We start from the raw sequence: 21,478 nt of genomic DNA, 5'->3' as shown, positions 1-21,478 counted from the left end.
TGCGACCCTGCCTCAGAACTTGATCTTGACGCCGGCCTTCACGCCGGCGCTTTCCTTGCGGCCATCCGACGACACGCCGGCCGAGAAAGAGGTGTCACCGCCGGTGCTGGCACCGACGGAGTACGACGGCCGGTCGCCGGCCGTGTTCATGCCGCCGTAGGTCGTGCTGCCGTCGGGGCGCTGAACGCCCACGGTGGCACCGTTGGTGACGACCGTGCTGCCGGTCGGCGCGACATCGGGGGCGACGTAGATGATGCGCTTGTCGTCGCTGTCGATGGGCACCTTGACCTCTTCGGCCTGCGCCAGGGAGACGCCGGCCAGGAGGCCCAACAGGAGAACGCGTGCGGTTTTCATGACCGGCAGTTTCTCATGGATGTCGCCGGGCACGGCGGGAGAACGCTTACTTCAGCGCCTTGTAGCGCATCCGCTTCGGCTTGGCACCTTCTTCGCCCAGGCGCTTCTTCTTGTCGGCTTCGTACTCCTGGTAGTTGCCATTGAAGAAGGTCCACTGGCTGTCGCCTTCGGCTGCCAGGATGTGCGTGGCGATGCGGTCGAGGAACCAGCGATCGTGGCTGATGACCATCACGGTGCCGGCGAATTCGAGCAACGCGTCTTCGAGCGCACGCAGGGTTTCCACGTCCAGGTCGTTCGACGGTTCATCGAGCATCAGCACGTTGCCGCCGGCGATCAGGGTCTTGGCCAGGTGCAGGCGACCGCGTTCGCCGCCCGACAGCGTGCCGACCTTCTTCTGCTGGTCGGCGCCGTTGAAGTTGAAGCGACCGGCATACGCCCGGCTGGCCATCTGGAACTTGCCGACGTTGATGATGTCCAGGCCGTTGGAGATGTCTTCCCACACGGTCTTCTGGTTCGCCAACTCGTCGCGGTGCTGGTCGACGAAGGCCGCACGCACGGTGGAGCCGATGACGACTTCGCCGGTGTCGGGCTGCTCCTTGCCGGCGATCAGCTTGAAGAGCGTCGACTTGCCGGCGCCGTTCGGGCCGATGATGCCGACGATCGCGCCCGGCGGAATCGTGAAGCTCAGGTTGTCGATCAGCATGCGGTCGCCGAAGGACTTGCTGACGTTGTGGAATTCGAACACCTGCTGGCCCAGCCGCTCCGCCACAGGAATGAAGATTTCCTGCGTCTCGTTGCGCTTCTGGTATTCCATGTCGCTCAGCTCTTCGAAGCGCGCGAGACGCGACTTGCTCTTGGCCTGGCGCGCCTTCGGGTTCTGGCGCGACCATTCCAGTTCCTTCTTCAGCGCCTTGGCATGGGCCTCTTCGCCCTTCTGCTCCTGCGCCAGGCGCTCGCCCTTCTGCTCCAGCCAGGTGCTGTAGTTGCCCTTCCACGGAATGCCGCGACCGCGGTCCATTTCCAGGATCCATTCGGCCGCGTTGTCCAGGAAGTAGCGATCGTGGGTGATGGCCACCACGGTGCCGGTGAAGCGCTGCAGGAACACTTCGAGCCACTCCACCGATTCGGCGTCCAGGTGGTTGGTCGGCTCGTCGAGCAGCAGCATGTCGGGCTTGGACAGCAGCAGGCGGCACAGCGCCACGCGGCGCTTCTCGCCACCCGACAGCAACCCGATCGTCGCGTCCCACGGCGGCAGGCGCAGCGCGTCGGCGGCAATCTCCAACTGGTGTTCGGAATCGGTGCCGGCCGTGGCGATGACGGCTTCGAGCTCGGCCTGCTCGGCGGCCAGCGCATCGAAGTCGGCGTCTTCGGCGCCGTAGGCGATGTAGACCTCCTCGAGGCGCGCCTTGGCCGCGAACACGGCACCCATGGCCTCTTCGACCGATTCGCGCACCGTGTGCTCGGGGTTGAGCTTGGGCTCCTGCTCGAGGTAGCCGATGGTCATTCCGGGCATCGGCAGCGCCTCGCCCTCGTATTCCTTGTCGACGCCGGCCATGATCTTGAGCAGGGTCGACTTGCCCGAACCGTTCAAGCCGAGCACGCCGATCTTGGCGCCGGGGAAAAACGAGAGCGAAATGTCCTTCAAGAGCTGCCGCTTGGGCGGAACAGTCTTGCTGACGCGGTTCATCGAATAGACGTATTGGGCCATCTGTGTACTTGCGTTGGGTCAGGGTGGTTGCGCAGGCGGCCGAGAAAATCCGGGCGCGGCAAACCGTCGATTATCGACTCATGCGACAATCACGCCTGTTGCCGGGTCCAGTTGCCCGCAACAACGGCTTTTCTGCCGGGGACAAGAAGGCTTCAGCATCGCGATGCGACAGCCCTCGGCTCCCACCCTTGATTCATCTGCCTGAACTGACCATGCCACCCCAGCAAAGGGTGCGTGGAAGGCCGATGCCACTGCGCCGTGCAAGGCGCTATTGCTTCCAAATGACCTTTGACGATCTGAAGTTGGCCCCGGCCATCCTGAAGGCTGTGCTCGAGCACGGCTACGACACCCCCACCCCCATCCAGGCCCAGGCGATCCCCGTGGTGCTCGATGGCCACGACCTGCTCGGCGGCGCCCAGACCGGCACCGGCAAGACGGCCGCCTTCACGCTGCCCATGCTGCACAAGCTCACGATGAGCCGCAGCGCCACCAACAAGTTCGGTGGCACCGGCATCCGCGCCCTGGTGCTCACCCCCACCCGCGAACTCGCCGCCCAGGTCGAGGAATCGGTCCGCACCTACGGCAAGTACCTGCAGCTCGAATCCACCGTGATCTTCGGCGGTGTCGGCATGAACCCGCAGATCAGCAAGCTCAAGAAGGGCGTCGACATCCTGGTGGCGACGCCCGGCCGTCTGCTCGACCTGCAGCAGCAAGGCATGCTCGACCTGTCGCAGGTGCAGATCCTGATCCTCGACGAAGCCGACCGCATGCTGGACATGGGCTTCATCCACGACGTGAAGAAGATCCTTGCCCTGGTGCCCAAGGAAAAGCAGAGCCTGCTGTTCTCGGCCACCTTCAGCGACGAGATCCGCGACCTGGCCGCCAACCTGCTCAAGAACCCGCAGAGCATCCAGGTCACGCCCCGCAACACCACGGTGCAGCGCATCACGCAGGTGGTCCACCCCGTGGGCCGCGGCAAGAAGAAGGCGCTGCTCGCGCACATCATCAACGAGCACAACTGGAGCCAGGTGCTGGTGTTCACGCGCACCAAGTTCGGCGCCAACAACGTCGCCGAATTCCTGACCAAGAACGGCATCGAAGCGATGGCGCTGCACGGCAACAAGAGCCAGAGTGCCCGCACGCAGGCGCTGGCCGGCTTCAAGAGTGGCGACATCCGCGCGCTGGTGGCCACCGACATCGCGGCCCGCGGCATCGACATCGACGAGCTGCCGCACGTCGTGAACTACGAGATCCCGAACGTCAGCGAAGACTACGTGCACCGCATCGGCCGCACCGGCCGCGCGGGCAACAGCGGCGAAGCCGTGAGCCTGGTCTGCCTGGACGAAGAAGGCTTCATGCAGGAGATCGAGCGCTTCACCAAGCAGCAGATCCCGGTCGTGACCGTCGAAGGCTTCGGTCCCGACGAAGGCGAACGCGCCGAGCCGATCGCCATGGGTCGCCAGACGATCTGGGGCGGTGCCGGCCGTCCGCCGAGCCGTGACGTGATGCAGGCAGCCGCCAAGGCCGCCCGCACCGAGATGCTGCAGCGCGTGCGCGACAACAAGGCCGGCCAGGGCGAACGCTCGGGCGGTGGTGGTGGCAATGGCGGCGGCGGCGGTCAGCGCCGTGGCGGTGGCGGTGCCCCGCAAGGCGCCCGCAACGGCGGTGGTGGCGGCCAGGGCCAAGGTGCCCGTGGCCAGGGCCCGCGTCCGCAAGGTCCGGGCCGTGGCCCGCAAGGCCCGGCACGCGCACCGCAAGGCCTGCCGCATGACGAGCGCCAGCCGCGCGACGAGCGCCAGCCGCGCCATCACGGCAACAGCCACAGCCCGACGCAGGCCAACCAGGTCGCGCACCTGCGCGCCGAAGCCGTGACCGGCGGCGTTGCCGGCCAGCCCGATCCGTTGCGCACCAGCGTCGACGCGACCTTCGGCGCAGGCCGTGGTCGCCGTACCGGCGGTGGTGGTGGTGGTGGCGGCTACGGCGGCAACCGCTCCGGCGGCGGCGGTGGCGGCGGCCGTTCGGGCGGCGGCTACGGCGGTGGTGGCGGCGGCGGTGGCCGTTCCTACGGCCGCTGATCGATCTCCATCGATCGACCAACAGAAAGGGCGCCTCGGCGCCCTTTTTATTTTTTCCTTTGCTTCATGCGCGCACCGTGCGCGCCCGTGTCACTTGCTGCCTTCGCCGGTCGGCTTGATCTCGCCCGCCTTGACGGCGCGCGAGACCTCCGCGTTGCGCGCCACGCGGGCGGCAGTGCGCTCGCTCCTGGGCACCTTGGGGCGCGCCTCGGGCACCCCACTGTAGAGCTCGCCCGGATTGGCATCCTTGGCGGCGACTGCCGCGTTCTTGCGGCGTTCGGCCCGCGCCTGTGCCTTGGCCTGCGGGCTCACCTTGGCGAGCGGCGCGGGCTGCGGGTAGCCTTCGCCCAGCAGGGGCGTGCGCGCGGCCTTCTGCGCTTCCTGCTTGCGCTCGACGCGCACCGGGTCGGTGGGCGGGGTCTGGGCCGCGGCACTGAGGGCCAGCACCTGGGCGCAGACGACGCCCAGGGCAACAACGACGATCTTCATGGGAACTCCTTCGCAGGTGGATCGGGCCGCGCGTAGACGGCAGGGGCCAGCTCAGCATGACAGCTCCCGTGCGCCGGCGCCAGCCCCGCTCGGCCGGGTCCGGGCTCCTTCCAAGGGGGGGCACGCGCGCACCATCGATCCCCGCACGGCCGACGGCGCCAGGTCGCCCCACTTATCATCCGTCCCTCCCGACCACTCGATGAAGAGACATGGCATGAACCTGGTGGCGATCGACTGGGGCACCAGTTCCTTGCGCGGCGCGCTGCTCGACGCCAGCGGCCGCGTGCTCGACGAGCGCAGCGCCCCGCGCGGCATCCTGAGCGTGCCGGCCGGTGAATTCGGCACGGTGTTCGAATCGCTCGTGGGCGACTGGATGCGCGGGCCCGGCCACCCACGCTGCCTGATCTCGGGCATGGCCGGCAGCAAGCAGGGCTGGGTCGAGGCGCCCTACTGCGCCTGTCCGGCGGGCCTGGCCGACATCGCGGCGAAAGTCATCCGGGTCGACACCGACCGCATCGCGCTGATCCCCGGCCTGAGCGTCGAGCACGACGGCGTGCCCGACGTGATGCGCGGCGAAGAGGTCCAGATCTTCGGCGCCATCGCCCTCACGGGCCAACGCGACGGCCTTTTCGTGCTGCCCGGCACCCACAACAAGTGGGCCCGCGTGGTCGATGGCCGCGTGACCGGCTTCCGCACCTTCATGACAGGCGAGTTCTATGCGCTGCTCGGCACGCACTCGATCCTGTCGCGCACCATCGACACCCAGGCGCCGCTGGACGAGGCTGCCTTCCTGCTCGGCGTGACGCAAGCCGGCAACAACGAAGGCCTGCTGCACAACGCCTTCGGGGCGCGCACGCTGTCGTTGTTCGGCCGCATGGGTGCGGCCGACCTCGCGAGCTATCTGTCGGGCTTGCTGATCGGCGAGGAACTGCGCACGCAGTCGCTGCATGCCAAGGGCGAGGTGGTGCTGATCGGCGCACCGGCGCTCACGCGGCGCTACGAGCTCGCCCTGCACGCCAGCGGCGTGGCCAGCCGGGCGCTGGGCGCCGAGGCCACCTGGGCCGGCCTGCATGCCCTGTCCCGTACCCTGTACCCCTGAACATCCAGACGACCATGACGCCGCTCGACACCTTCCACGCCGCCGTGCGGCAACTCCCGTTGGTCGCGATCCTGCGCGGCCTGACGCCCGCCGAAGCGCCGGCCGTCGGCGACGCGCTGGTCGACGCCGGCTTCCGCCTGCTCGAGGTGCCGCTGAATTCGCCGCAGCCGCTGGAGAGCATCGCACTGCTGCGCCAGCGCTTCCCCGAGGCGCTGATCGGTGCCGGCACCGTGCTCACGGCGCAGCAGGTGCGCGACGTGCATGCCGCGGGCGGCGCGCTCATCGTCTCGCCCAACTTCAACGCCGAGGTGGTGGCCGAGGCCGGCCGCCTGGGCATGGTCAGCCTGCCGGGCGTGGCGACACCGACCGAGGCCTTCGGTGCGCTGGCCGCGGGCGCCACCGGGCTCAAGCTGTTCCCGGCCGAAGCGGCCTCGCCCGCCGTGCTCAAGGCCTGGCTGGCCGTGCTGCCCCAGGGCACGCCGCTGATGCCGGTCGGCGGCATCTCGCCGACCAACATGGACGCCTGGCGCGCCGCCGGCGCCACCGGCTTCGGCATCGGCTCGGCCCTCTACAAGCCCGGCAAGGCCGCCGCCGAGGTGCGCGACGCCGCGCTGCAATTCGTCGCCGCATGGCAAGGCGCGGTTCGCACCTGAAAGCTCACGCCATGCAAGACACCGTTCGCATCGCCCTCCCCGAAAGCGCCGACGCGCAGTACGCCGCCCCGCGCGTGCGCCAGCTGCGCGAAGACCTCGCGCTCGCGCTGCGCGCCGCCGCGCACCACGGCCTGTCGGAAGGCGTCTGCAACCACTTCAGCGTGATGCTGCCGGGCGCACAGGACCGCTACCTCATCAACCCCCGCGGCCTGCACTGGAGCGAGGTCGGTGCCGACGACATCGTGCTGATCGACGTGCGCGGCGAGGTGCTGGCCGGCCGGCACCGCGTGGAGCCCACCGCCCTTTTCATCCACGGCGCGATCCACCGCATCACCGGCCACGCGGTGGTGCTGCACGTGCACTCGCCGTATGCGACCGCGCTCACGCTCACGGCCGACCGTGCGCTCGACCCGACGCTGAGCCAGAACGCCATGCGCTTCATGGACCGCTTGGCGATCGACGCCGAGTACAACGGCCTGGCCCTCGACCATGCCGAAGGCGAGCGCATCGCCCGCGCGATGGCCGGCAAGGACGTGGCCTTTCTCGCCAACCACGGCGTCGTGGTGGCAGGCGCCACCATCGCGCATGCCTACGACGACCTCTACTATCTGGAGCGCGCCTGCCTGCACCAGGTCATCGCGCAATCGACCGGCCGGCCGCTCGCGCCGGTGAACGCTGCGCTGGCCGCCCGCGTCGCCGCGCAGGTGCAGAGCGAGCGCGAGCAGTCGGATCTGTTCTTCGAATCGCTGCGGCGCATGCTGCCGGCGCCCGCGGCCATCCGCTGAGCGCCGGTCAGCTCGCTCAGAGCGCGACCTTCACGAACACCGGGTTCGAATAGAACCACAGGTCGCTGTAGTTGCGTGCATTGATCGCGTTGAAGCGAACGTCGGCCGTCGGCACGGCGGTCGGCGTGATCGACACATCGGGCTGCGGCTCGCCCGCCACCATTTCACCGGCCACATCCACGCCGAGGTTGGTGCCGCGCAGGCGGAAATACTGGTTGCTGCCGGCCGTCACCGTGTACGTCACGGCGTAGTGGCCCTCGGCATCGAGCTTCCAGTCGTTGGCCGTGAAGCGCTTCATCACGCGCGTCGACGGGTTGGTGTCGCGCGAATAGCCGGGGGTGCCCGACACTTCGCGGCCGGTCACGTCACCGGCGATCAGGTCGATGTGGTCGACCACGGGCTTCAGGTTGGCAGGAATGCCGCTGCCCACCACGAACTCGTAGTTGTTGCGCTCGGGGCTCTTGAATCGGATCGTGATCTTGAGCTGGTCACCTGCCTTGGCCGTCAGGTCCTCGCCCATCTCGGCGCTCGCCGTGGCGTTCTCCACGCGGAAGTCGAGTGCATCGATAAGATCGCCGTAGGTTGCGAAGAGCTTGCCCTTGCGCATGGCTGCGAGCAGCGACTTCGGATCCTTGATATCGCCGAACAGGTGGTTTTTCGCGTACTCGCCAGGTGCATAGCCGCTGCTGTTGGCGCCGCTGGTCTTGAAGTGATAGTCGGAATCGGCGACGTTCCAGACATGGCGGCCTTCGGACAGCAGCGAGTCCCAGGTTCCGCCGAGCTTGGCGACCAGATAGTCGACACCGCCATAGGTGCGATTCACCAGGTTGGCCGGCGTGGGGTTGGCCGCTTGCGTATAACCGCCACGGTCAGGCTCCATCTGGTTGCCGACCATGCCCTCGAGCGAGAACACGATGTTCGGTGCTAGGTCATTCATCTCACGCAACTGTGCGGCGGTGTACTTGCCGGTATTGCGCGACGGGTGGTTGATCTGCAGGTAGCTGGAATCGGGGTAGTTCTTCTTGAGCCAGGCGATCGCAGCCATGGCGTCGGCATGCGTCGAATACGCCTTGGTGTCGACCGCGCTCCAGGCGGCCACGTCGGCCGCGGGGAACAGCGAGGCGGCGCGATCGGTGAAGAGGTACTCGAACTGGCTCGCGGCCTTCAGTGCCTTGGCCGACATGGGGTCGTCGGTCAGGATGCCGATGTTGCCGTGGTCGTGCGTGGGCATGTCCCACTCGAAGGACGTGAAGATCGTCTTGTCGGCATAGGTGCCCGCGGCCTGCAGCGCCTTGATGCGCGGCACCTGGTACTTCGCCATGCCTTCCGAAAACGGGATCGATGCGATCGCGTTGCCATCGTTGTCGAAGCCCGACGGGCGCAGATGGTCGGAAATTGCCACCCAGTCGAGGCCGAAAGTCTTGAGGGCCTTCGACAGCACACTGTCGAGAGTGGGGTTGGCTTGCGTGTCGTTCGACTGGGAGGTGTGAACGTGCAGGTCGCCGATGGTCCACTTGCCGAGGACGGCGGGCGTGGTGGGCTCGGCAGGTGCGGGCGGTGCAGCATCGACCGGTGGCGTGACAGGCGCCACGGCAACGGGGGCGGCAGCGTCGGAGCCGCCACCGCATGCCGTCAGCAGGACAGCGCTCATCATCACGGTCGAGAAAAGGGAAGGGCGAAAAACGGAGGGAGCAGTGCGGGGGGTCATGCGATCGAATGCGCCACCCGCAGACCAGGGTCCGGGGCACGCAGAGTAGTGGAGGGAGGGGCGGCGAGCAGCGCGTCTTCGCGCCCATCTCGCCGCCACACAGTCTCCGCACCTCACGTGACACGCCGATGAAAACCGGGCGATCGGCCGCCCCGTCGGCGCCCTCCTCCGTGGCCTTCCGGGCCTTCGATCAGCTCGCGTAGGCGGGCGTCGCCGACGACAGGCTCTGCTTGATCTGCTTGCTGATGTCGTCGGCCAGCACCTCGAAGGCACCGGCCTCCACACCTTCGAGCGTGACGCGCGCGACATCGGCCGGCGACGACTTGGGCGCATCGAGCCCGCGCGTCATGTCGGTGTCCATGTAGCCGACGTGCAGCGCGACCACCTGCGTGCCTTGCGCGCGCAGTTCGTTGCGCAGGCCGTTGGTGAGCGACCAGGCGGCCGACTTCGACGCGCTGTACGTAGCCACGCTCGGGAACGACACCCAGCTCAGCGCCGACAGCACGTTCACGATCGCGCCACCGCCGTTGGCCTTGAGCACCGGTGCGAAGGCACTGGCCAGCGCCCACGGGCCGAAGAAGTTGACCTCGAACTCGGCGCGCGCCGCGGCGATCGCATCGGGCGATGCGAGGAAGCTCGACCCCATCGAGATGCCGGCGTTGTTGACCAGCAGCGTGACGTCGCCGCAGGCGCGCACCGCGGCCGCGACCTGCGCTGCATGGCCGACGTCGAGCTGGATCGGCACCACGCCCGGCAGCGTGACGCTGGCCGGATCGCGTGCGGCTGCATAGACCTTGCGCGCACCGGCCGCGAGGGCAGCTTGGGCGAAGGCGAGTCCGAGGCCGCGGTTGGCGCCGGTGACGAAGACGACGGAGTCCTGGAGTTGCATGGTGTGCTTTCAGTGTGAGGAAAAGAACGAGGAAGAAGGTCGGCGCGTCACGGCTGCGCCAGGCGGTGCATCAGCCGAGACGGCGTGCGCGGCCAGCCGACGCGGCCGAACCAGCCACCGCCCGCAATGGCCGATGCGATGACCACGCCGTACACGACGAGCGCCACGCTCTGCGCGACGAAGACATGGCCGAGCTCGCCGCTCAGCCGCAGCGCCAGCCAGCCGCCGGCCCCGGCGACCGCGAGCCGCAGCAGGTTGCCGACCACGGGCCACAACAGGCGCCCCGCGCCCTGCGAGGCGAAGTACAGCACCAGCCCGACGCCGAAGAAGCCGTAGAGCGGCCCGACCGCGCGCAGGTACTGCGTGCCGGCCTCGAGCATCGCGGGGTCGTTGCCGAAGAGCAGCAGCCAGGGCCGCGGGAACAGCGCCGCGGCGAGGCCGATCGTCTCGGCCAGCAGGAAGGCGATGCCCACGCCGGCCCAGGTCGCGCGCAAGGCCCGCTCGCGCTGGCCGGCGCCGATGCAGGTGCCCACCATGGCGAGCAACGGCGCACCGAGGCCGAAGATCAGCGGCACCAGCAGGTACTCGAGCCGCGAGGCCGTGCCATAACCGGCGATGGCGCCAGGGCCGAAGTGGCCGGCCAGTGCGGTTGTGATACCGATCGACAGGTTGGTCGACACCGTGGCGATCGACGAGATCAGGCCCACACGCAGGATGCCGCGGAAGATCGGCCAGCGCAGCCGCACGCTGGAGAAAGACAGCTTGAGCAGGCTGCGGCTGGATGCCATGTAGACCAGCAGCGCCACGATGCCCAGCAGGTAGTACAGCAGCAGCGCGATTGCGCCGCCCGCGATGCCCAGGCCGGGGATCGGGCCCCAGCCGAAGATCAGCAGCGGCGACAGCGGGATCAGCACCACCACGCCGGCCACCGTGACGTTGGCCGGCACCGACATGTTGCCGGTGCCGCGGATCACGGCCGCGAGCGAGTTGAAGACCCACACCAGCACCGCGCCGGCGAACACGACGTGGGAGTACGTCAAGGCCGCTTCGAGCGAGGCGCCGGTGCCGCCCATCAGCGCATACAACCAACGCCCGCCGAAGAGCAGCGCCAGCATGAAGACGATGCCGAAGCCTGCCGCGATCACCATCGCGTGCACGGCCACGGCATCGGCCTCGTCGCGCCGCTGCGCACCCAGCGCGCGCGCGACGGCAGAGGCGATGCCGCCGCCCATCGCGCCGGCCGAGGTCATCTGCATCAGCATGACGATCGGGAACACCAGCGCCATGCCGGCGAGCGCATCGGTACCCAGCTTGCCGACGAAGTAGGTTTCGATCAGGCCGACCGCCGCCTGCGCCACCATCACCAGCACGTTGGGTGCGGCCAAGCGAAGCAGCGTGGGGACGATCGGCCCTTCGAGCAGCATGCGGGTGCGCGGCGCGATCTGCGCGGCCGGCTGCGCGGCGGTGGAGGTGGGTGCGGTGGTGGTGTTCATGACGACCTCAGGCCCGCGAAGCGATCGGCGACGACGAGCGCACGCCACCGGACCCCGCCGGCCGGCGAATGATGAGCACCAGCACCGCCGCCAGCAGGCAGGCCGCACCCGCCACGTACAACGCCGGCGTGTACGTCAACAGCAGCGTGCGCGCGAAGCCGGCGCCATAGGCCGCGGTGGCCGCGCCGAGCTGGTGCGCCGCAAAGACCCAGCCGAAGACGAGGCCGGCCTTCTGCGGGCCGAAAGCGGCACCGGCGAGCTTGACGGTCGGCGGTACGGTGGCGATCCAGTCGAGCCCGTAGAACATGGCGAACAGGCTGAGGCCGTAGATCGTGAAGTCCGAATGCGGAAGCCAGAACAGCGACAGCCCGCGCAGGCCGTAATACCAGAAGAGCAGCTTGCGGTTGTCGTAGCGGTCGGACAGCCAGCCCGACAGGATGGTGCCGACGAAGTCGAACGCGCCCATCATCGCCAGCACCGATGCGGCCGGCACCGCGCTCATGCCGTAGTCGCCGCACAGCGAGATGAAGTGCGTCTGCACCAGCCCATTGGTGCTGAGCCCGCAGATGAAGAAGGTGCCGGCCAGGATCCAGAAGGTGCGGTTCGACGCGGCCTCGCGCAGCACCACGAAAGGTGTGCGCCAGTTCATGGCCGTGGCCGGTGCAGTCGGCAGCGCGGCGGCTTCCTTCGCGGTCTGGCCGAAAGGCAGCAGTCCGAGGTCCGACGGCCGGTTGCGCACGAAGGCCAGCGCCAGCAGCCCGATCACGATCGCGCCCACGAACACCGGGACCACGGCCGAGCGCCAGCCCCAGTGCTCGATCATCCACGCCGCAACCGGCAGGAAGGCCAGCTGCCCGGTGGCCGCGCTGGCCGCCAGCGCGCCGACCACGAGCCCACGTCGCGCGACGAACCAGCGGTTGGCCACCACCGCGCCGAGCACCAGCGCGGTCATGCCGGTGCCGATGCCCAGCATCAGACTCCAGACGATGAAGAGCTGCCAGAGCTGCGACGCCATCGTGACCAGCGCCATGCCGGAGCCGACCAGCGCGAGGCCGACGCACATCACGGCGCGCAGGCCGTAGCGTTCCATCAGCACCGCCGCGAACGGCCCCATCAGGCCGAACAGCGCGAAGCGCAAGGCCAGCGCGGACGACACCTGTTCGGTGCTCCAGCCGAACTCCTTGCCGAGCGGCTGCATCATCGCGCCGGGCAGGCCAAGCGCAGCCGACATCATCAGCATGGTGAGGAAGGTGACGGCAGCGACGATCCAGCCGTAGTGGATGCCGCGGCGTTGCAGCCAGGCGGAGAGGGGTTGGGCGAACATGGTCGTGGGAAGGTCGTGAGAGGTGCGAGGGGACGAAGGGGAAGGAAGCGGAAGAGGTCGTGCGAACGCGTCAGTCCGGCACGTCGGCGTCGGGCGCCAGCAGGGCCAGCGAATCGTCGATGAGCGCATGCAGCGCGGCCACGCGCTCGATGCCCAGTTGGGCGTTGAGCTTCTGCTGGGCCGTCTTCCAGTGGCGCTGCGCTTCCTGGCGCTTCGCGATGCCGGCCTCGGTGGCCCGCACCAGGCGGCTGCGCGCATCGGCACCGGGTGCCAGCACCAGCCAGCCGGCCGCCACCAGCGGCTGCAGGTTGCGGCTCAGCGTCGAGGGCGTCATCTTCATCCGGTCAGCCAGGTCGACGGGCCGGATCGGCCCGAGGCCCACGACGTGGCTCAGCAACGAATACTGGGTCGTCTTCAGCCCGCACTGCATCACCTCGGCGTCGTAGTGCTGCGCGAGGCGCCGGGCGAGCTGGCGAACTTTGGAACTGGTACAGCCCTGCGGCTTGATGTCGGTGTTCATGGCATATCATTGTACCTGCAACTAATGCATATACATCAGTAAGGAGATTCGATGGCAGACGTCCCCACCCTCGACACCTGGATCGCCGAGGAGCGCGCGGTCCTTCAGAAGCTCGAAGCCGGCCCCGGCCCAGGCCTCGCGCGCTTCGACGAGATCGCCGACAAGACGGGCCTCGAGGTGATGCAGGCGATGCTCCATGGCGAGATCCCCTATGCCGCGATCGCCAAGACGCTGGACTTCACGATCATCGAAGCGGCCCCCGGCCGCGCGGTGTTCCAGGGCACGCCGCTGGCGCAGCACCTGAACCCGCTGGGCACCATCCACGGCGGCTGGATCGCCACCCTGCTCGACTCGGCGCTCGGCTGCGCCATCCACACGATGATGCCGGTGGGCCGCAGCTACACCACGGCCGAACTCGGCGTGAACTATGTGCGTGCCGTCACGCCCAAGGTGCAGCGGGTGCGGGCTGAAGGCAAGGTGATCCACTGCGGCCGCCAGCTCGCCACCGCCGAGGCGCGCGTGGTCGGGCCCGACGGCACGCTGTACGCGCATGCGACCACCACCTGTCTGGTGTTCGAGCTGGCCCGGCGCTGACGTGCCTTCGAACCCGGGGCCTGTGCGGCACGCGTGCTAGCGTGCCGTCTCGAGCAGAAAATCCCGCAGCAGCCGTGCGCTCGGCCCGATGCGCTTGGCGTGGACCAGGAAGATGTCGAGCGGCGCCGTCTCGATCTCCGGCAACACACGGACCAGCTCACCCGACGCGATCAGGGTGGCAGCGTCGTAGGCGGGAAGGCGCGCGATGCCCTCGCCGGCCAGCACGAAGGCGAGCCGCGAGGCGGCACTGTCGGTCGCGATGTCGCCCTGAACGGGGATCTCGACGCGCTGGCCCTCGACCCGCACCGTCACCGATTTCTGGCTCAACGGATAGACCACCCAGCGGTGCTGTTCGAGCTCCGCCACCGCGCTGGGCGCCCGGTAGCGGCGCAGGTAGGCCGGCGAGGCGCACAGCATCGTGGGCTCGTGCACCAGCGGGCGCGCGACCAGCGACGAATCGGCGAGCGGGCCTGCGCGCACCGCCACTTCGACGCCCTGCTGCACGAGGTCCATGTTGGCGTCGGTCATCGCGACCTGCAGGCGGACCGCCGGATAGCGCCGCCGGAATGCGACCAGCGCCGGCAGGATGCGCTTGCTGCCGAAGTGATGCGAGCAGGTCAGCCGCACCTCGCCGCGGGGTTCGGTGCGCAGCAGCTCCATGCCACGCACCCCGTCGACCGCCTCGTCGAGCAGGCGCTCGCAGTGCACACGGAACGCTTCCCCGGCAGGCGTGAGGCTGAAGCTGCGCGTGCTGCGTTGCGCGAGCGGCACGCCGAGCCTCGTCTCGAGCGCCCGCACATGGTGGCTCACGACGGCACGCGTCAGGCCCAGCGCGCGCGCCGCGGCGGAAAAGCTTCCGCCGCGAACGACGGTCGCGAAGATCGCCATGGCACGGAGTTCATCGAGGATCGACGCCTTGTCTTTCATGTCTTGATTGTCTTATTCGATGAGTCAATGCGTCAATCGTTGCAGGCCTACTCCGCACCGCCGCCTCTGCGTAAAGTGACAGCAGCCCGAACAATTCGGGCGATCTTCAATCCACCAGGAGTAAGCCATGACTGTTCAACATGTTCTGTTCGTTTTGACAAATGCAGCCGAGATCGGGCCGCAGAAGCGCGCCACCGGGTTCTTCTTTCCCGAGGTCGCGCACCCCTTCGAGGTGTTCGACGCCGCAGGCATCGCGGTCGAATACGCCTCGCCCCTGGGTGGCACGCCGCCGGAAGACGGCTACGACGAAAACGATGCCGCGCAGCGCGCCTTCCGCGAGAGTCCGTCGATCCGCCGCATGAGCCGCAGCCGCAAGCTCTCCGAGGTCGACGTGCGCGACTACGACGCGATCTTCTTCCCCGGCGGGCTCGGCCCGATGGTGGACATCGCGAAGGACCCGGACGTGAAGCAAGCCGTGCTGCGCGCCTGGAACGCCGGCAAGATCGTGGCGGCGGTCTGCCACGGCCCGGCCGCGCTCCTCGGGGTCACGCTCGACGACGGCAGCCCACTGGTTCGGGGCCGGCGACTCACCGGCTTCTCCAACGCGGAGGAAGACGGCTACGCGAAGACCGACGTGCCCTTCCTGCTCGAAGACGCGCTCCGCGCGGAAGGTGCCGACTACGACGCGACGGCGCCCTGGCAGTCGAAGGTCGTCGTCGACGGGCGCCTCATGACTGGCCAGAACCCGGCCTCGAGCAGCGCACTGGCGCAGGCAATGGTCAGCGCGTTGCAGGCGCAGGCACGTTGAACGCCGTGGCCGGCCCGATGCCGGCGGCCCGGCGCGTCGAGCTGGTTCGCAAGCGCGACCCGGCCTCGTGCGTCGGCAGGTGCGGCAGCGCAGGCCCCGCCTGCGCGGCACCGAACTTGCTCTCGTCCATGCCGCGACGAATCCACGCCTCACATGCACATCGACTTCGCCCAACTCACCGAATACCAGCGCTACAAGCTGATGGCCAGCCTGATCGTGCCGCGCCCGATCGCGCTGGTGACCACGCTCGGCCCCGACGGCACCGTCAACGCGGCACCGATCAGCATGTTCAACATGGTCGGCGAGGAGCCGCCGATCGTGATGATCAGCATGAACCGCCGCAGCGACCAATCGCTCAAGGACACCGCGCGCAACATCGAGCGCACCGGCGAATTCGTGGTGCACCTGGCCGACGAAGCGACGGCCTGGCAGATGCACCAGTGCAGCGTCGAGCATCCGCCGCATGTGAGCGAGACGGAGGTGGTCGGCTTCACCACGCTGCCGAGCACGTCGGTGGCGCCGCCGCGCATTGCCGAGACGCCGGTGGCCTTCGAATGCACGCTGTTCGAGAAGATGGAAACCGAGAGCCGCAAGGTCTTCATCGGCCAGGTGCGCTGGCTGCATGTGCGCGAGGGGCTGGTCGACGCCGGCACCTGGCGGGTCGACCTCGACAGCTATTTCCCGGTGGGTCGCTTCGGGGGTGAGCTGTACGTGCGCACGCGTGATCGCTTCAAGGCCGCGCCGCCGGACCCATCAGCGGCCGAATAGACGGTGGCCCCGTAGGCCCAATGGCCCGCGGAGCCGGTGGGTTATTTGATAATGATTCGTATCGGCAATACGCAGCCGCCCGTCAGGGCCGGCCAGCGCCGACCCTCGTTATCAGGAGACCTCCATGACCGACCGCCGCCAATCGACGGGCCGCAGCGCCCTGCGCGCCATCAGCCTCTTCGCCACCACCGCCTGCCTGGCCACCGCAGCGCTGCCCGCGCACGCCGCGGATGAGCTGACGCTCTACACCACGCGCGAGCCGGGCCTGATCCAGCCGCTGCTCACGGCCTTCACCGCGACCACGAAGATCCAGGTGAACACCGTGTTTGTGAAGGACGGCCTGCTCGAACGCGTGAAGGCCGAAGGCGTCCGTTCGCCGGCCGACGTGCTGATGACGGTCGACGTCGGCAACCTGCTCGACCTGGTCGACGGCGGCGTGACGCAGCCGGTGAAGTCGGCCGCGCTCGAATCGGCCATCCCGGCCAACCTGCGGGGCGCCGACGGCCAGTGGTTCGCGCTGTCGATGCGCGCGCGCGTGCTGTACGCCGACAAGGCCCTGAAGCTCGGCACCTTTCGCTACGAAGACCTGGCCGACCCGAAGTGGAAGGGCAAGGTCTGCATCCGCGCCGGCCAGCACCCGTACAACACGGCGCTGGTCGCCTCGCTGATCGCGCACGACGGCGAAGCCAAGACCGAACAATGGCTGCGCGGCGTGAAGGCCAACCTGGCCCGCAAGGCGACCGGCGGCGACCGCGACGTGGCGCGCGACATCCTCGGCGGCATCTGCGACATCGGCCTGGCCAACTCGTACTACGTGGGCCAGATGAAGTCGTCCAAGGAAGGCAGCGACGCACGCAGGTGGGGCGATGCCATCCAGGTGGTGCGCCCGACCTTCGCGAATGGCAAGAGCGGCGGCACGCACGTGAACATCAGCGGCGCGGCGGTGGCGAAGAACGCGCCGCAGCGCGCCAACGCGGTCAAGCTGCTGGAGTTCCTGGTGTCGGAATCGGCCCAGTCGCTCTATGCCCAGGCCAACTACGAATACCCGGTACGCAAGGGCGTGGCGCTCGACCCGATCATCGGTCAGACCATCGGTGAACTGAAGGTCGACCCACTGCCGCTGACCGAGATGGCCAAGTACCGCAAGCAGGCCAGCGCGCTGGTCGACAAGGTCGGCTTCGACCAGTGACCGCCACGCCGCGCGGCCTGCGCGCGGCCGGACCGCTCTGGCGCATCGCCACGCTGCTCGTGGCCCTCGGCGTGCTCGCGCCGGTGGGGTCGCTTGCCTGGCTGGCGCTGGGCGCGGACTTCTCGCACTGGGCGCATCTGCTGCAGTTCGTGCTGCCGCAGGCGGCGCTCAACACCGCGCTGCTGCTGGCCGGCGTCGGTGCGGTGGTGCTCGTCATCGGCACCGGCTGCGCCTGGCTGGTCAGCAGTTGCGACTTCCCCGGCCGGCGCGTGCTGCACTGGGCGCTGCTGCTGCCGCTGGCGATGCCGACCTACATCGTCGCCTTCGCGTACCTCGACCTGCTGCACCCGATCGGCCCGATCCAGGGCGCGATCCGCTGGATGCTCGGCTACGACAATCCGCGGCAGTTCCGCCTGCCCGACCTGCGTTCGATGGGCGGTGCGATCTTCGTGCTCGGCGTCGTGCTCTACCCCTACGTCTACATGACGGCGCGCGCCATGTTCATGACGCAGCCGGCGCACCTGATGGAAGCCGCGCGCACGCTGGGTGAGGGCCGCTTCGGCGCCTTCCGGCGGGTGGCGCTGCCGCTCGCGCGCCCGGCCATCGCGGTGGGCCTGAGCCTGGCCTTGCTCGAGACGCTCAACGACATCGGCGCGTCCGAATTCCTCGGCATCCAGACGCTCACGGTGGCGGTCTACACGACGTGGATCACGCGCTCCGACCTGGCCGGTGCGGCGCAGATCGCCTGCGCCATGCTGCTGGTCGTGATCGCGCTGGTGCTGCTCGAACGGCATGGGCGGCGGCACCGGCGCTTCGGCTCGGCGCAACGCATGCACGCCATGCAACCGCGGCCGCTGCACGGCATGGCCGCCTGGATGGCGACCGTCGCGGCGTCGTTGCCGGTGCTGGTCGGCTTCGTTGCGCCGGCCGTCTACCTGGTGTGGGAAAGCATCAAGCGCCTGCAGTTCGGCCACGGCATTTCGCGGGGGCTGGTCACCAGCCTCGGCAACACGATCGCGCTGGCGCTGGGCGTCACCGTGCTGGCGGTGACGGTGGGGCTGGTGGTCGCGTGGACCGCGCGCAGCCACGCGTCGGCACCCAACCCCGCTCGCTGGCAGGCGCGCGCCGCGACACTCGGCTACGCCCTGCCCGGCACGGTGCTCGCCATCGGTCTGCTCACCCCTGCGCTGGCTGTCGATGCGCGCGTGGCCGGCTGGCTCGGCCTGCCGGGCCTGCCGCTGATGGGTCTGGGCATGGTGCTGGTCGTGGCCTGCGTGATCCGTTTCCTCGCGATGCCGGTGGGCGGCATCGAATCGGGCCTGGCGCGCATTCCGCCGGCGCTCGAACAGGCAGCGCGCCTGCTCGGCGAGAACGCGACCGGCACGCTGCGTCGGGTGCACCTGCCGCTGTTGCAGCCAGCCATCGGCGCGAGCGCGCTGCTGGTCTTCGTCGATGCGATGAAGGAGCTGCCCGCCACGCTGCTGCTGCGGCCCGCCAATTTCGACACCCTCGCCACCTGGCTCTACGCCGAGGCGGCGCGCGGCACCTACGAGGAAGGCGCGCTCGCGGCGCTGGCCATCGTGGGGGCCGGCCTGCTGCCGGTGGTGCTGCTGGCGCGCACGCAGTTCCGCCAGGCGCCGGCCACCGGCCACCAGAATCCACACCCATGACCGCCGCCCTGCACATCCAAGACCTTCAGCTGGGCTACGACGGCGCGCGCGGCCTGCACACCGTGGTCGACGGCTTCTCGCTGGATCTAGACGCCGGCCGCATCGGCTGCCTGCTCGGCCCCTCGGGTTGCGGCAAGACGACGGTGCTGCGCGCCATCGCCGGCTTCGAGCCGGTGCGCGCCGGGCGCATCGAGCTGGGCGGCGTACTGCTCTCCACGCCCGGCACGCATCGGCCACCCGAGCAGCGCCGCGTGGGCATGATGTTCCAGGAGTACGCGTTGTTCCCGCATCTCACGGCGGCGCAGAACGTGGGCTTCGGGCTGCGCCGTGCGACGGCTGCGGAGCGACATGCGCGGGTGGATGCGATGCTGACGCTGGTGGGCCTGGCCGAGGCCGGCGCGCGCTTCCCGCATGAACTGTCGGGCGGGCAGCAGCAACGCATCGCGCTGGCGCGCGCGCTGGCGCCGGCGCCCGCCCTGCTGCTGCTCGACGAGCCCTTCTCCAACCTGGACGGCGCCACGCGCGAGCGACTGACGGTCGAGGTGCGGGACATCCTGAAGCAGGCCGGCCAGACCGCCATGCTGGTGACGCACAACGAGCACGAAGCACAGGTCATGGCCGACCGCATCGGCACCATGCACAACGGCCGGCTGACGCGCTGGCTGGCCGACCACCGGCCCCCGGGGCAGGGCTGATCAGCGCAGCTGCGCGTCCACCCAGCGCACGATGTCGGCCGGACCCATGGCGCCGGCCTGCCGCGCGATCTCGCGGCCGCCCTTGAAGAGGGCCAGCGTCGGGATGCTGCGGATGCTGAAGCGCGCACCCAGCGCGGGCACGGCCTCGGTGTCGACCTTGGCGAGGCGCACGCGCGGCTCCAGTCGGGCGGCCGCAGCCTCGAAGCCCGGCGCCATCTGGCGGCAGGGCCCGCACCAGGGCGCCCAGAAATCGACCAGCACGGGAATGTCGTTGCGCGCCACATGGCGCTCGAAGCTCGATTCGTTCAGCGCCGTGGAATGGCCGGTGAAGAGCGCCTGATGGCAGCTGCCGCAGTCCGGGGCGCTGCCCGTCTGGTCCGCGCGCACGCGGTTGGTGGTGTGGCAGTGCGGGCAGACGATGTGCAGCATGTCGGTCATGAAGGCGACTCCGGAATGACGATGTTCAGTCGTGCAGCTGAGGCCCGCCCGTGGGCTTTGCAAGCCCCCGGCACGGCGCGACCGCAGCCGGCGTCGCACAATCGGCGGTTCGAACACCAGCGGACCCACGAGATGCGACTCCTCCACACCATGCTGCGCGTCGGCAACCTGCAGCGCGCCATCGATTTCTACACCCAGGTGCTGGGCATGCAGCTGCTGCGCACTTCGGAAAACCCGGACTACAAGTACAGCCTGGCCTTCGTCGGCTACGAAGGCAACCCGGCCCAGGCCGAGATCGAGCTGACCTACAACTGGGGCACCGAGAGCTACGAGATGGGCACCGCCTACGGCCACATCGCGCTGGGCGTGCCCGACGCCTACGCGGCCTGCGAGAAGATCAAGGCCGCCGGCGGCAACGTGACGCGCGAAGCCGGCCCCGTGAAGGGTGGCAGCACCGTGATCGCCTTCGTGACGGACCCCGACGGGTACAAGATCGAACTGATCCAGCGCCAGGAAGGCGCCGAGGGCGGCGGGCTGCGCTGAGCGGCGTCAGCGTCGCTGGGTCAGCATCCCAGCAGATCGGCCAGCGCGCCGATGTCGCATGCGTGCAGGTCGTTGCCAGGTTGCGGCGACACGTCCTTCGGCTGGCCCAGGCCGAACTCGTTCGAACGTTCGATGTACGCCGTGCGCAGGCCGCAGGCACGCGCCGCTGCCAGGTCGTCGTGGTGCGCGGCCGCCAGCATGACCTGGCGCGGCGCGATGTCGAACACCCCGGCCACGCCCAGGTAGGTGCGCGGGTCGGGCTTGTAGGCCTTGAAGACTTCGGCGGACAGCACGCAATCCCACGGCAGGCCGGCGTTCTTCGCCATCTCGGTCAGCAGACCGATGTTGCCGTTGGACAGCGTGCACACGATGTATTTCGACTTCAGCCGCGCGAGGCCGGCCACCGCGTCGGGCCAGGCCGGGAGGCGGTGCCAGGCGCGGTTGAGTTCGCGCTTGTGCGCCGCATCGAGCCGTGTCACGCCGACATCGCGCAGCACGCCCTCGAGGATGTTCAGGTGCAACTCGTCGATCAGCGTGAAGCCGCCCTCGCCTGCGGCAATGCGGTCCATCACGGCGCGCATGGCGGGCTGGTAGCCGGCACGCCAGGCCAGCGCAAAGGCGCTGCCGTCCACACCAGGCAACAAGCGCTCGACTTCGGCCGCGATGCCGCCGTGCCAGTCGACCACCGTGCCGAAGACATCGAAAGCGATGACCTTGAGGTCGGTGTCGGCCAAGGTGTCCTGCATCGC

Annotated in this window: 23 protein-coding genes; 11 read left to right on the top strand and 12 right to left on the bottom strand. The window is 69.0% G+C overall.

Going from position 1 to position 21,478, the window contains the following annotated elements; genetic code table 11:
- Nucleotides 1-12 precede the first annotated feature (12 nt).
- Nucleotides 13-354: a hypothetical protein gene (locus ACSFA2_RS08545; protein ID WP_435454875.1), complete on the bottom strand. Its 342-nt coding sequence runs from the start codon at nt 352-354 to the stop codon at nt 13-15.
- Nucleotides 355-400: 46 nt separating this feature from the next.
- Complete coding sequence (gene ettA, locus ACSFA2_RS08540) at nt 401-2,062, bottom strand: energy-dependent translational throttle protein EttA (protein WP_435454874.1); 1,662 nt, start codon at nt 2,060-2,062, stop codon at nt 401-403.
- A 281-nt stretch (nt 2,063-2,343) separates the two neighbouring features.
- Between ettA and ACSFA2_RS08535 the strand changes: the two genes are divergently transcribed.
- Nucleotides 2,344-4,137 (top strand): DEAD/DEAH box helicase, encoded by a 1,794-nt coding sequence (locus ACSFA2_RS08535; RefSeq protein WP_435454873.1) that lies wholly within the window; start codon nt 2,344-2,346, stop codon nt 4,135-4,137.
- Nucleotides 4,138-4,227: 90 nt separating this feature from the next.
- Here ACSFA2_RS08535 and ACSFA2_RS08530 read toward each other — a convergent pair whose 3' ends face one another.
- Complete coding sequence (locus ACSFA2_RS08530) at nt 4,228-4,626, bottom strand: hypothetical protein (RefSeq protein WP_435454872.1); 399 nt, start codon at nt 4,624-4,626, stop codon at nt 4,228-4,230.
- A 199-nt stretch (nt 4,627-4,825) separates the two neighbouring features.
- Between ACSFA2_RS08530 and ACSFA2_RS08525 the strand changes: the two genes are divergently transcribed.
- The 3 genes from ACSFA2_RS08525 to ACSFA2_RS08515 are packed head-to-tail and all read left to right on the top strand — an operon-like array spanning nt 4,826 to nt 7,163.
- On the top strand, nt 4,826-5,725 hold the full coding sequence (locus ACSFA2_RS08525) for a 2-dehydro-3-deoxygalactonokinase (RefSeq protein WP_435454871.1): 900 nt from the start codon (nt 4,826-4,828) through the stop codon (nt 5,723-5,725).
- 14 nt (nt 5,726-5,739) lie between these two features.
- Nucleotides 5,740-6,378: a 2-dehydro-3-deoxy-6-phosphogalactonate aldolase gene (locus ACSFA2_RS08520; RefSeq protein ID WP_435454870.1), complete on the top strand. Its 639-nt coding sequence runs from the start codon at nt 5,740-5,742 to the stop codon at nt 6,376-6,378.
- 11 nt (nt 6,379-6,389) lie between these two features.
- Nucleotides 6,390-7,163 carry an aldolase gene (locus tag ACSFA2_RS08515; RefSeq protein WP_435454869.1) on the top strand — a complete coding sequence of 258 codons (774 nt, stop codon included), beginning with the start codon at nt 6,390-6,392 and terminating at the stop codon, nt 7,161-7,163.
- Nucleotides 7,164-7,179: 16 nt separating this feature from the next.
- Here the strand turns inward: ACSFA2_RS08515 and ACSFA2_RS08510 are convergent, their stop codons facing one another.
- The 5 genes from ACSFA2_RS08510 to ACSFA2_RS08490 all read right to left on the bottom strand — a co-directional run bounded on the left by ACSFA2_RS08510 (nt 7,180) and on the right by ACSFA2_RS08490 (nt 13,097).
- Nucleotides 7,180-8,814, bottom strand: coding sequence for a CehA/McbA family metallohydrolase domain-containing protein (locus tag ACSFA2_RS08510; RefSeq protein ID WP_435454868.1), 1,635 nt, complete (start codon nt 8,812-8,814; stop codon nt 7,180-7,182).
- A gap of 247 nt (nt 8,815-9,061) precedes the next feature.
- Complete coding sequence (locus ACSFA2_RS08505; RefSeq protein WP_435454867.1) at nt 9,062-9,760, bottom strand: SDR family oxidoreductase; 699 nt, start codon at nt 9,758-9,760, stop codon at nt 9,062-9,064.
- Between the two features lie 47 nt (nt 9,761-9,807).
- Entirely contained in the window at nt 9,808-11,253 is a 1,446-nt protein-coding gene (locus ACSFA2_RS08500) for an MATE family efflux transporter (protein ID WP_435454866.1), read from the bottom strand.
- 7 nt (nt 11,254-11,260) lie between these two features.
- The gene (locus ACSFA2_RS08495; protein ID WP_435454865.1) at nt 11,261-12,577 is read right to left on the bottom strand and encodes an MFS transporter; all 1,317 of its coding nucleotides are present in this window, start codon (nt 12,575-12,577) and stop codon (nt 11,261-11,263) included.
- Nucleotides 12,578-12,647: 70 nt separating this feature from the next.
- Nucleotides 12,648-13,097, bottom strand: coding sequence for a MarR family winged helix-turn-helix transcriptional regulator (locus ACSFA2_RS08490; protein ID WP_435454864.1), 450 nt, complete (start codon nt 13,095-13,097; stop codon nt 12,648-12,650).
- A 51-nt stretch (nt 13,098-13,148) separates the two neighbouring features.
- Between ACSFA2_RS08490 and ACSFA2_RS08485 the strand changes: the two genes are divergently transcribed.
- Nucleotides 13,149-13,691 (top strand): PaaI family thioesterase, encoded by a 543-nt coding sequence (locus ACSFA2_RS08485; protein ID WP_435454863.1) that lies wholly within the window; start codon nt 13,149-13,151, stop codon nt 13,689-13,691.
- A 36-nt stretch (nt 13,692-13,727) separates the two neighbouring features.
- Here the strand turns inward: ACSFA2_RS08485 and ACSFA2_RS08480 are convergent, their stop codons facing one another.
- Nucleotides 13,728-14,618 (bottom strand): LysR family transcriptional regulator, encoded by an 891-nt coding sequence (locus ACSFA2_RS08480; protein ID WP_435454862.1) that lies wholly within the window; start codon nt 14,616-14,618, stop codon nt 13,728-13,730.
- Between the two features lie 127 nt (nt 14,619-14,745).
- Between ACSFA2_RS08480 and ACSFA2_RS08475 the strand changes: the two genes are divergently transcribed.
- On the top strand, nt 14,746-15,426 hold the full coding sequence (locus tag ACSFA2_RS08475; RefSeq protein WP_435454861.1) for a type 1 glutamine amidotransferase domain-containing protein: 681 nt from the start codon (nt 14,746-14,748) through the stop codon (nt 15,424-15,426).
- On the opposite strand, the gene ACSFA2_RS08470 is transcribed toward ACSFA2_RS08475, so the two are convergent.
- On the bottom strand, nt 15,398-15,556 hold the full coding sequence (locus tag ACSFA2_RS08470) for a hypothetical protein (protein WP_435454860.1): 159 nt from the start codon (nt 15,554-15,556) through the stop codon (nt 15,398-15,400). The two genes, ACSFA2_RS08475 and ACSFA2_RS08470, sit on opposite strands and share 29 nt — an antisense overlap.
- A 23-nt stretch (nt 15,557-15,579) precedes the next feature.
- Here ACSFA2_RS08470 and ACSFA2_RS08465 point away from each other — a divergent pair, with 23 nt between their 5' ends.
- From ACSFA2_RS08465 to ACSFA2_RS08450, 4 genes are all read left to right on the top strand, one after another.
- Entirely contained in the window at nt 15,580-16,194 is a 615-nt protein-coding gene (locus tag ACSFA2_RS08465) for a flavin reductase family protein (protein WP_435454859.1), read from the top strand.
- A gap of 124 nt (nt 16,195-16,318) precedes the next feature.
- On the top strand, nt 16,319-17,383 hold the full coding sequence (locus ACSFA2_RS08460) for a Fe(3+) ABC transporter substrate-binding protein (RefSeq protein ID WP_435454858.1): 1,065 nt from the start codon (nt 16,319-16,321) through the stop codon (nt 17,381-17,383).
- Nucleotides 17,380-19,053: an ABC transporter permease gene (locus ACSFA2_RS08455; protein ID WP_435454857.1), complete on the top strand. Its 1,674-nt coding sequence runs from the start codon at nt 17,380-17,382 to the stop codon at nt 19,051-19,053. Before ACSFA2_RS08460 ends, ACSFA2_RS08455 begins: the two co-directional genes overlap by 4 nt.
- Complete coding sequence (locus ACSFA2_RS08450) at nt 19,050-19,748, top strand: ABC transporter ATP-binding protein (protein WP_435454856.1); 699 nt, start codon at nt 19,050-19,052, stop codon at nt 19,746-19,748. The genes ACSFA2_RS08455 and ACSFA2_RS08450 overlap by 4 nt, the downstream gene beginning before the upstream one ends.
- Here the strand turns inward: ACSFA2_RS08450 and trxC are convergent, their stop codons facing one another.
- Nucleotides 19,749-20,186, bottom strand: coding sequence for a thioredoxin TrxC (gene trxC, locus ACSFA2_RS08445; protein WP_435454855.1), 438 nt, complete (start codon nt 20,184-20,186; stop codon nt 19,749-19,751).
- 132 nt (nt 20,187-20,318) lie between these two features.
- Here trxC and gloA point away from each other — a divergent pair, with 132 nt between their 5' ends.
- On the top strand, nt 20,319-20,729 hold the full coding sequence (gloA, locus tag ACSFA2_RS08440) for a lactoylglutathione lyase (protein WP_435454854.1): 411 nt from the start codon (nt 20,319-20,321) through the stop codon (nt 20,727-20,729).
- Nucleotides 20,730-20,749: 20 nt separating this feature from the next.
- Here the strand turns inward: gloA and ACSFA2_RS08435 are convergent, their stop codons facing one another.
- Complete coding sequence (locus ACSFA2_RS08435) at nt 20,750-21,475, bottom strand: haloacid dehalogenase type II (RefSeq protein ID WP_435454853.1); 726 nt, start codon at nt 21,473-21,475, stop codon at nt 20,750-20,752.
- Between the last annotated feature and the right edge of the window lie 3 nt (nt 21,476-21,478).

Origin of the sequence: Variovorax cryoconiti (genome assembly GCF_051216395.1) — a bacterium.
Lineage (GTDB): Bacteria > Pseudomonadota > Gammaproteobacteria > Burkholderiales > Burkholderiaceae_C > Variovorax.
Note: the sequence above shows the minus strand (reverse complement) of the source record. Positions and strands in the feature narration are given on the sequence as shown.

Coding starts and splice junctions, on each gene's coding strand:
- trxC (WP_435454855.1), bottom strand. CDS start 20,186: ATGACCGACATGCTGCACATCGTCTGCCCGCACTGCCACACCACCAAC.
- ACSFA2_RS08500 (WP_435454866.1), bottom strand. CDS start 11,253: ATGAACACCACCACCGCACCCACCTCCACCGCCGCGCAGCCGGCCGCG.
- ACSFA2_RS08520 (WP_435454870.1), top strand. CDS start 5,740: ATGACGCCGCTCGACACCTTCCACGCCGCCGTGCGGCAACTCCCGTTG.
- ACSFA2_RS08480 (WP_435454862.1), bottom strand. CDS start 14,618: ATGAAAGACAAGGCGTCGATCCTCGATGAACTCCGTGCCATGGCGATC.
- ACSFA2_RS08460 (WP_435454858.1), top strand. CDS start 16,319: ATGACCGACCGCCGCCAATCGACGGGCCGCAGCGCCCTGCGCGCCATC.
- ACSFA2_RS08505 (WP_435454867.1), bottom strand. CDS start 9,760: ATGCAACTCCAGGACTCCGTCGTCTTCGTCACCGGCGCCAACCGCGGC.
- ACSFA2_RS08530 (WP_435454872.1), bottom strand. CDS start 4,626: ATGAAGATCGTCGTTGTTGCCCTGGGCGTCGTCTGCGCCCAGGTGCTG.
- ACSFA2_RS08510 (WP_435454868.1), bottom strand. CDS start 8,814: ATGAGCGCTGTCCTGCTGACGGCATGCGGTGGCGGCTCCGACGCTGCC.
- ACSFA2_RS08470 (WP_435454860.1), bottom strand. CDS start 15,556: ATGGACGAGAGCAAGTTCGGTGCCGCGCAGGCGGGGCCTGCGCTGCCG.
- ACSFA2_RS08465 (WP_435454859.1), top strand. CDS start 15,580: ATGCACATCGACTTCGCCCAACTCACCGAATACCAGCGCTACAAGCTG.
- ACSFA2_RS08475 (WP_435454861.1), top strand. CDS start 14,746: ATGACTGTTCAACATGTTCTGTTCGTTTTGACAAATGCAGCCGAGATC.
- ettA (WP_435454874.1), bottom strand. CDS start 2,062: ATGGCCCAATACGTCTATTCGATGAACCGCGTCAGCAAGACTGTTCCG.
- ACSFA2_RS08435 (WP_435454853.1), bottom strand. CDS start 21,475: ATGCAGGACACCTTGGCCGACACCGACCTCAAGGTCATCGCTTTCGAT.
- ACSFA2_RS08545 (WP_435454875.1), bottom strand. CDS start 354: ATGAAAACCGCACGCGTTCTCCTGTTGGGCCTCCTGGCCGGCGTCTCC.
- ACSFA2_RS08485 (WP_435454863.1), top strand. CDS start 13,149: ATGGCAGACGTCCCCACCCTCGACACCTGGATCGCCGAGGAGCGCGCG.
- ACSFA2_RS08525 (WP_435454871.1), top strand. CDS start 4,826: ATGAAGAGACATGGCATGAACCTGGTGGCGATCGACTGGGGCACCAGT.
- ACSFA2_RS08515 (WP_435454869.1), top strand. CDS start 6,390: ATGCAAGACACCGTTCGCATCGCCCTCCCCGAAAGCGCCGACGCGCAG.
- ACSFA2_RS08535 (WP_435454873.1), top strand. CDS start 2,344: ATGACCTTTGACGATCTGAAGTTGGCCCCGGCCATCCTGAAGGCTGTG.
- ACSFA2_RS08450 (WP_435454856.1), top strand. CDS start 19,050: ATGACCGCCGCCCTGCACATCCAAGACCTTCAGCTGGGCTACGACGGC.
- ACSFA2_RS08490 (WP_435454864.1), bottom strand. CDS start 13,097: ATGAACACCGACATCAAGCCGCAGGGCTGTACCAGTTCCAAAGTTCGC.
- gloA (WP_435454854.1), top strand. CDS start 20,319: ATGCGACTCCTCCACACCATGCTGCGCGTCGGCAACCTGCAGCGCGCC.
- ACSFA2_RS08495 (WP_435454865.1), bottom strand. CDS start 12,577: ATGTTCGCCCAACCCCTCTCCGCCTGGCTGCAACGCCGCGGCATCCAC.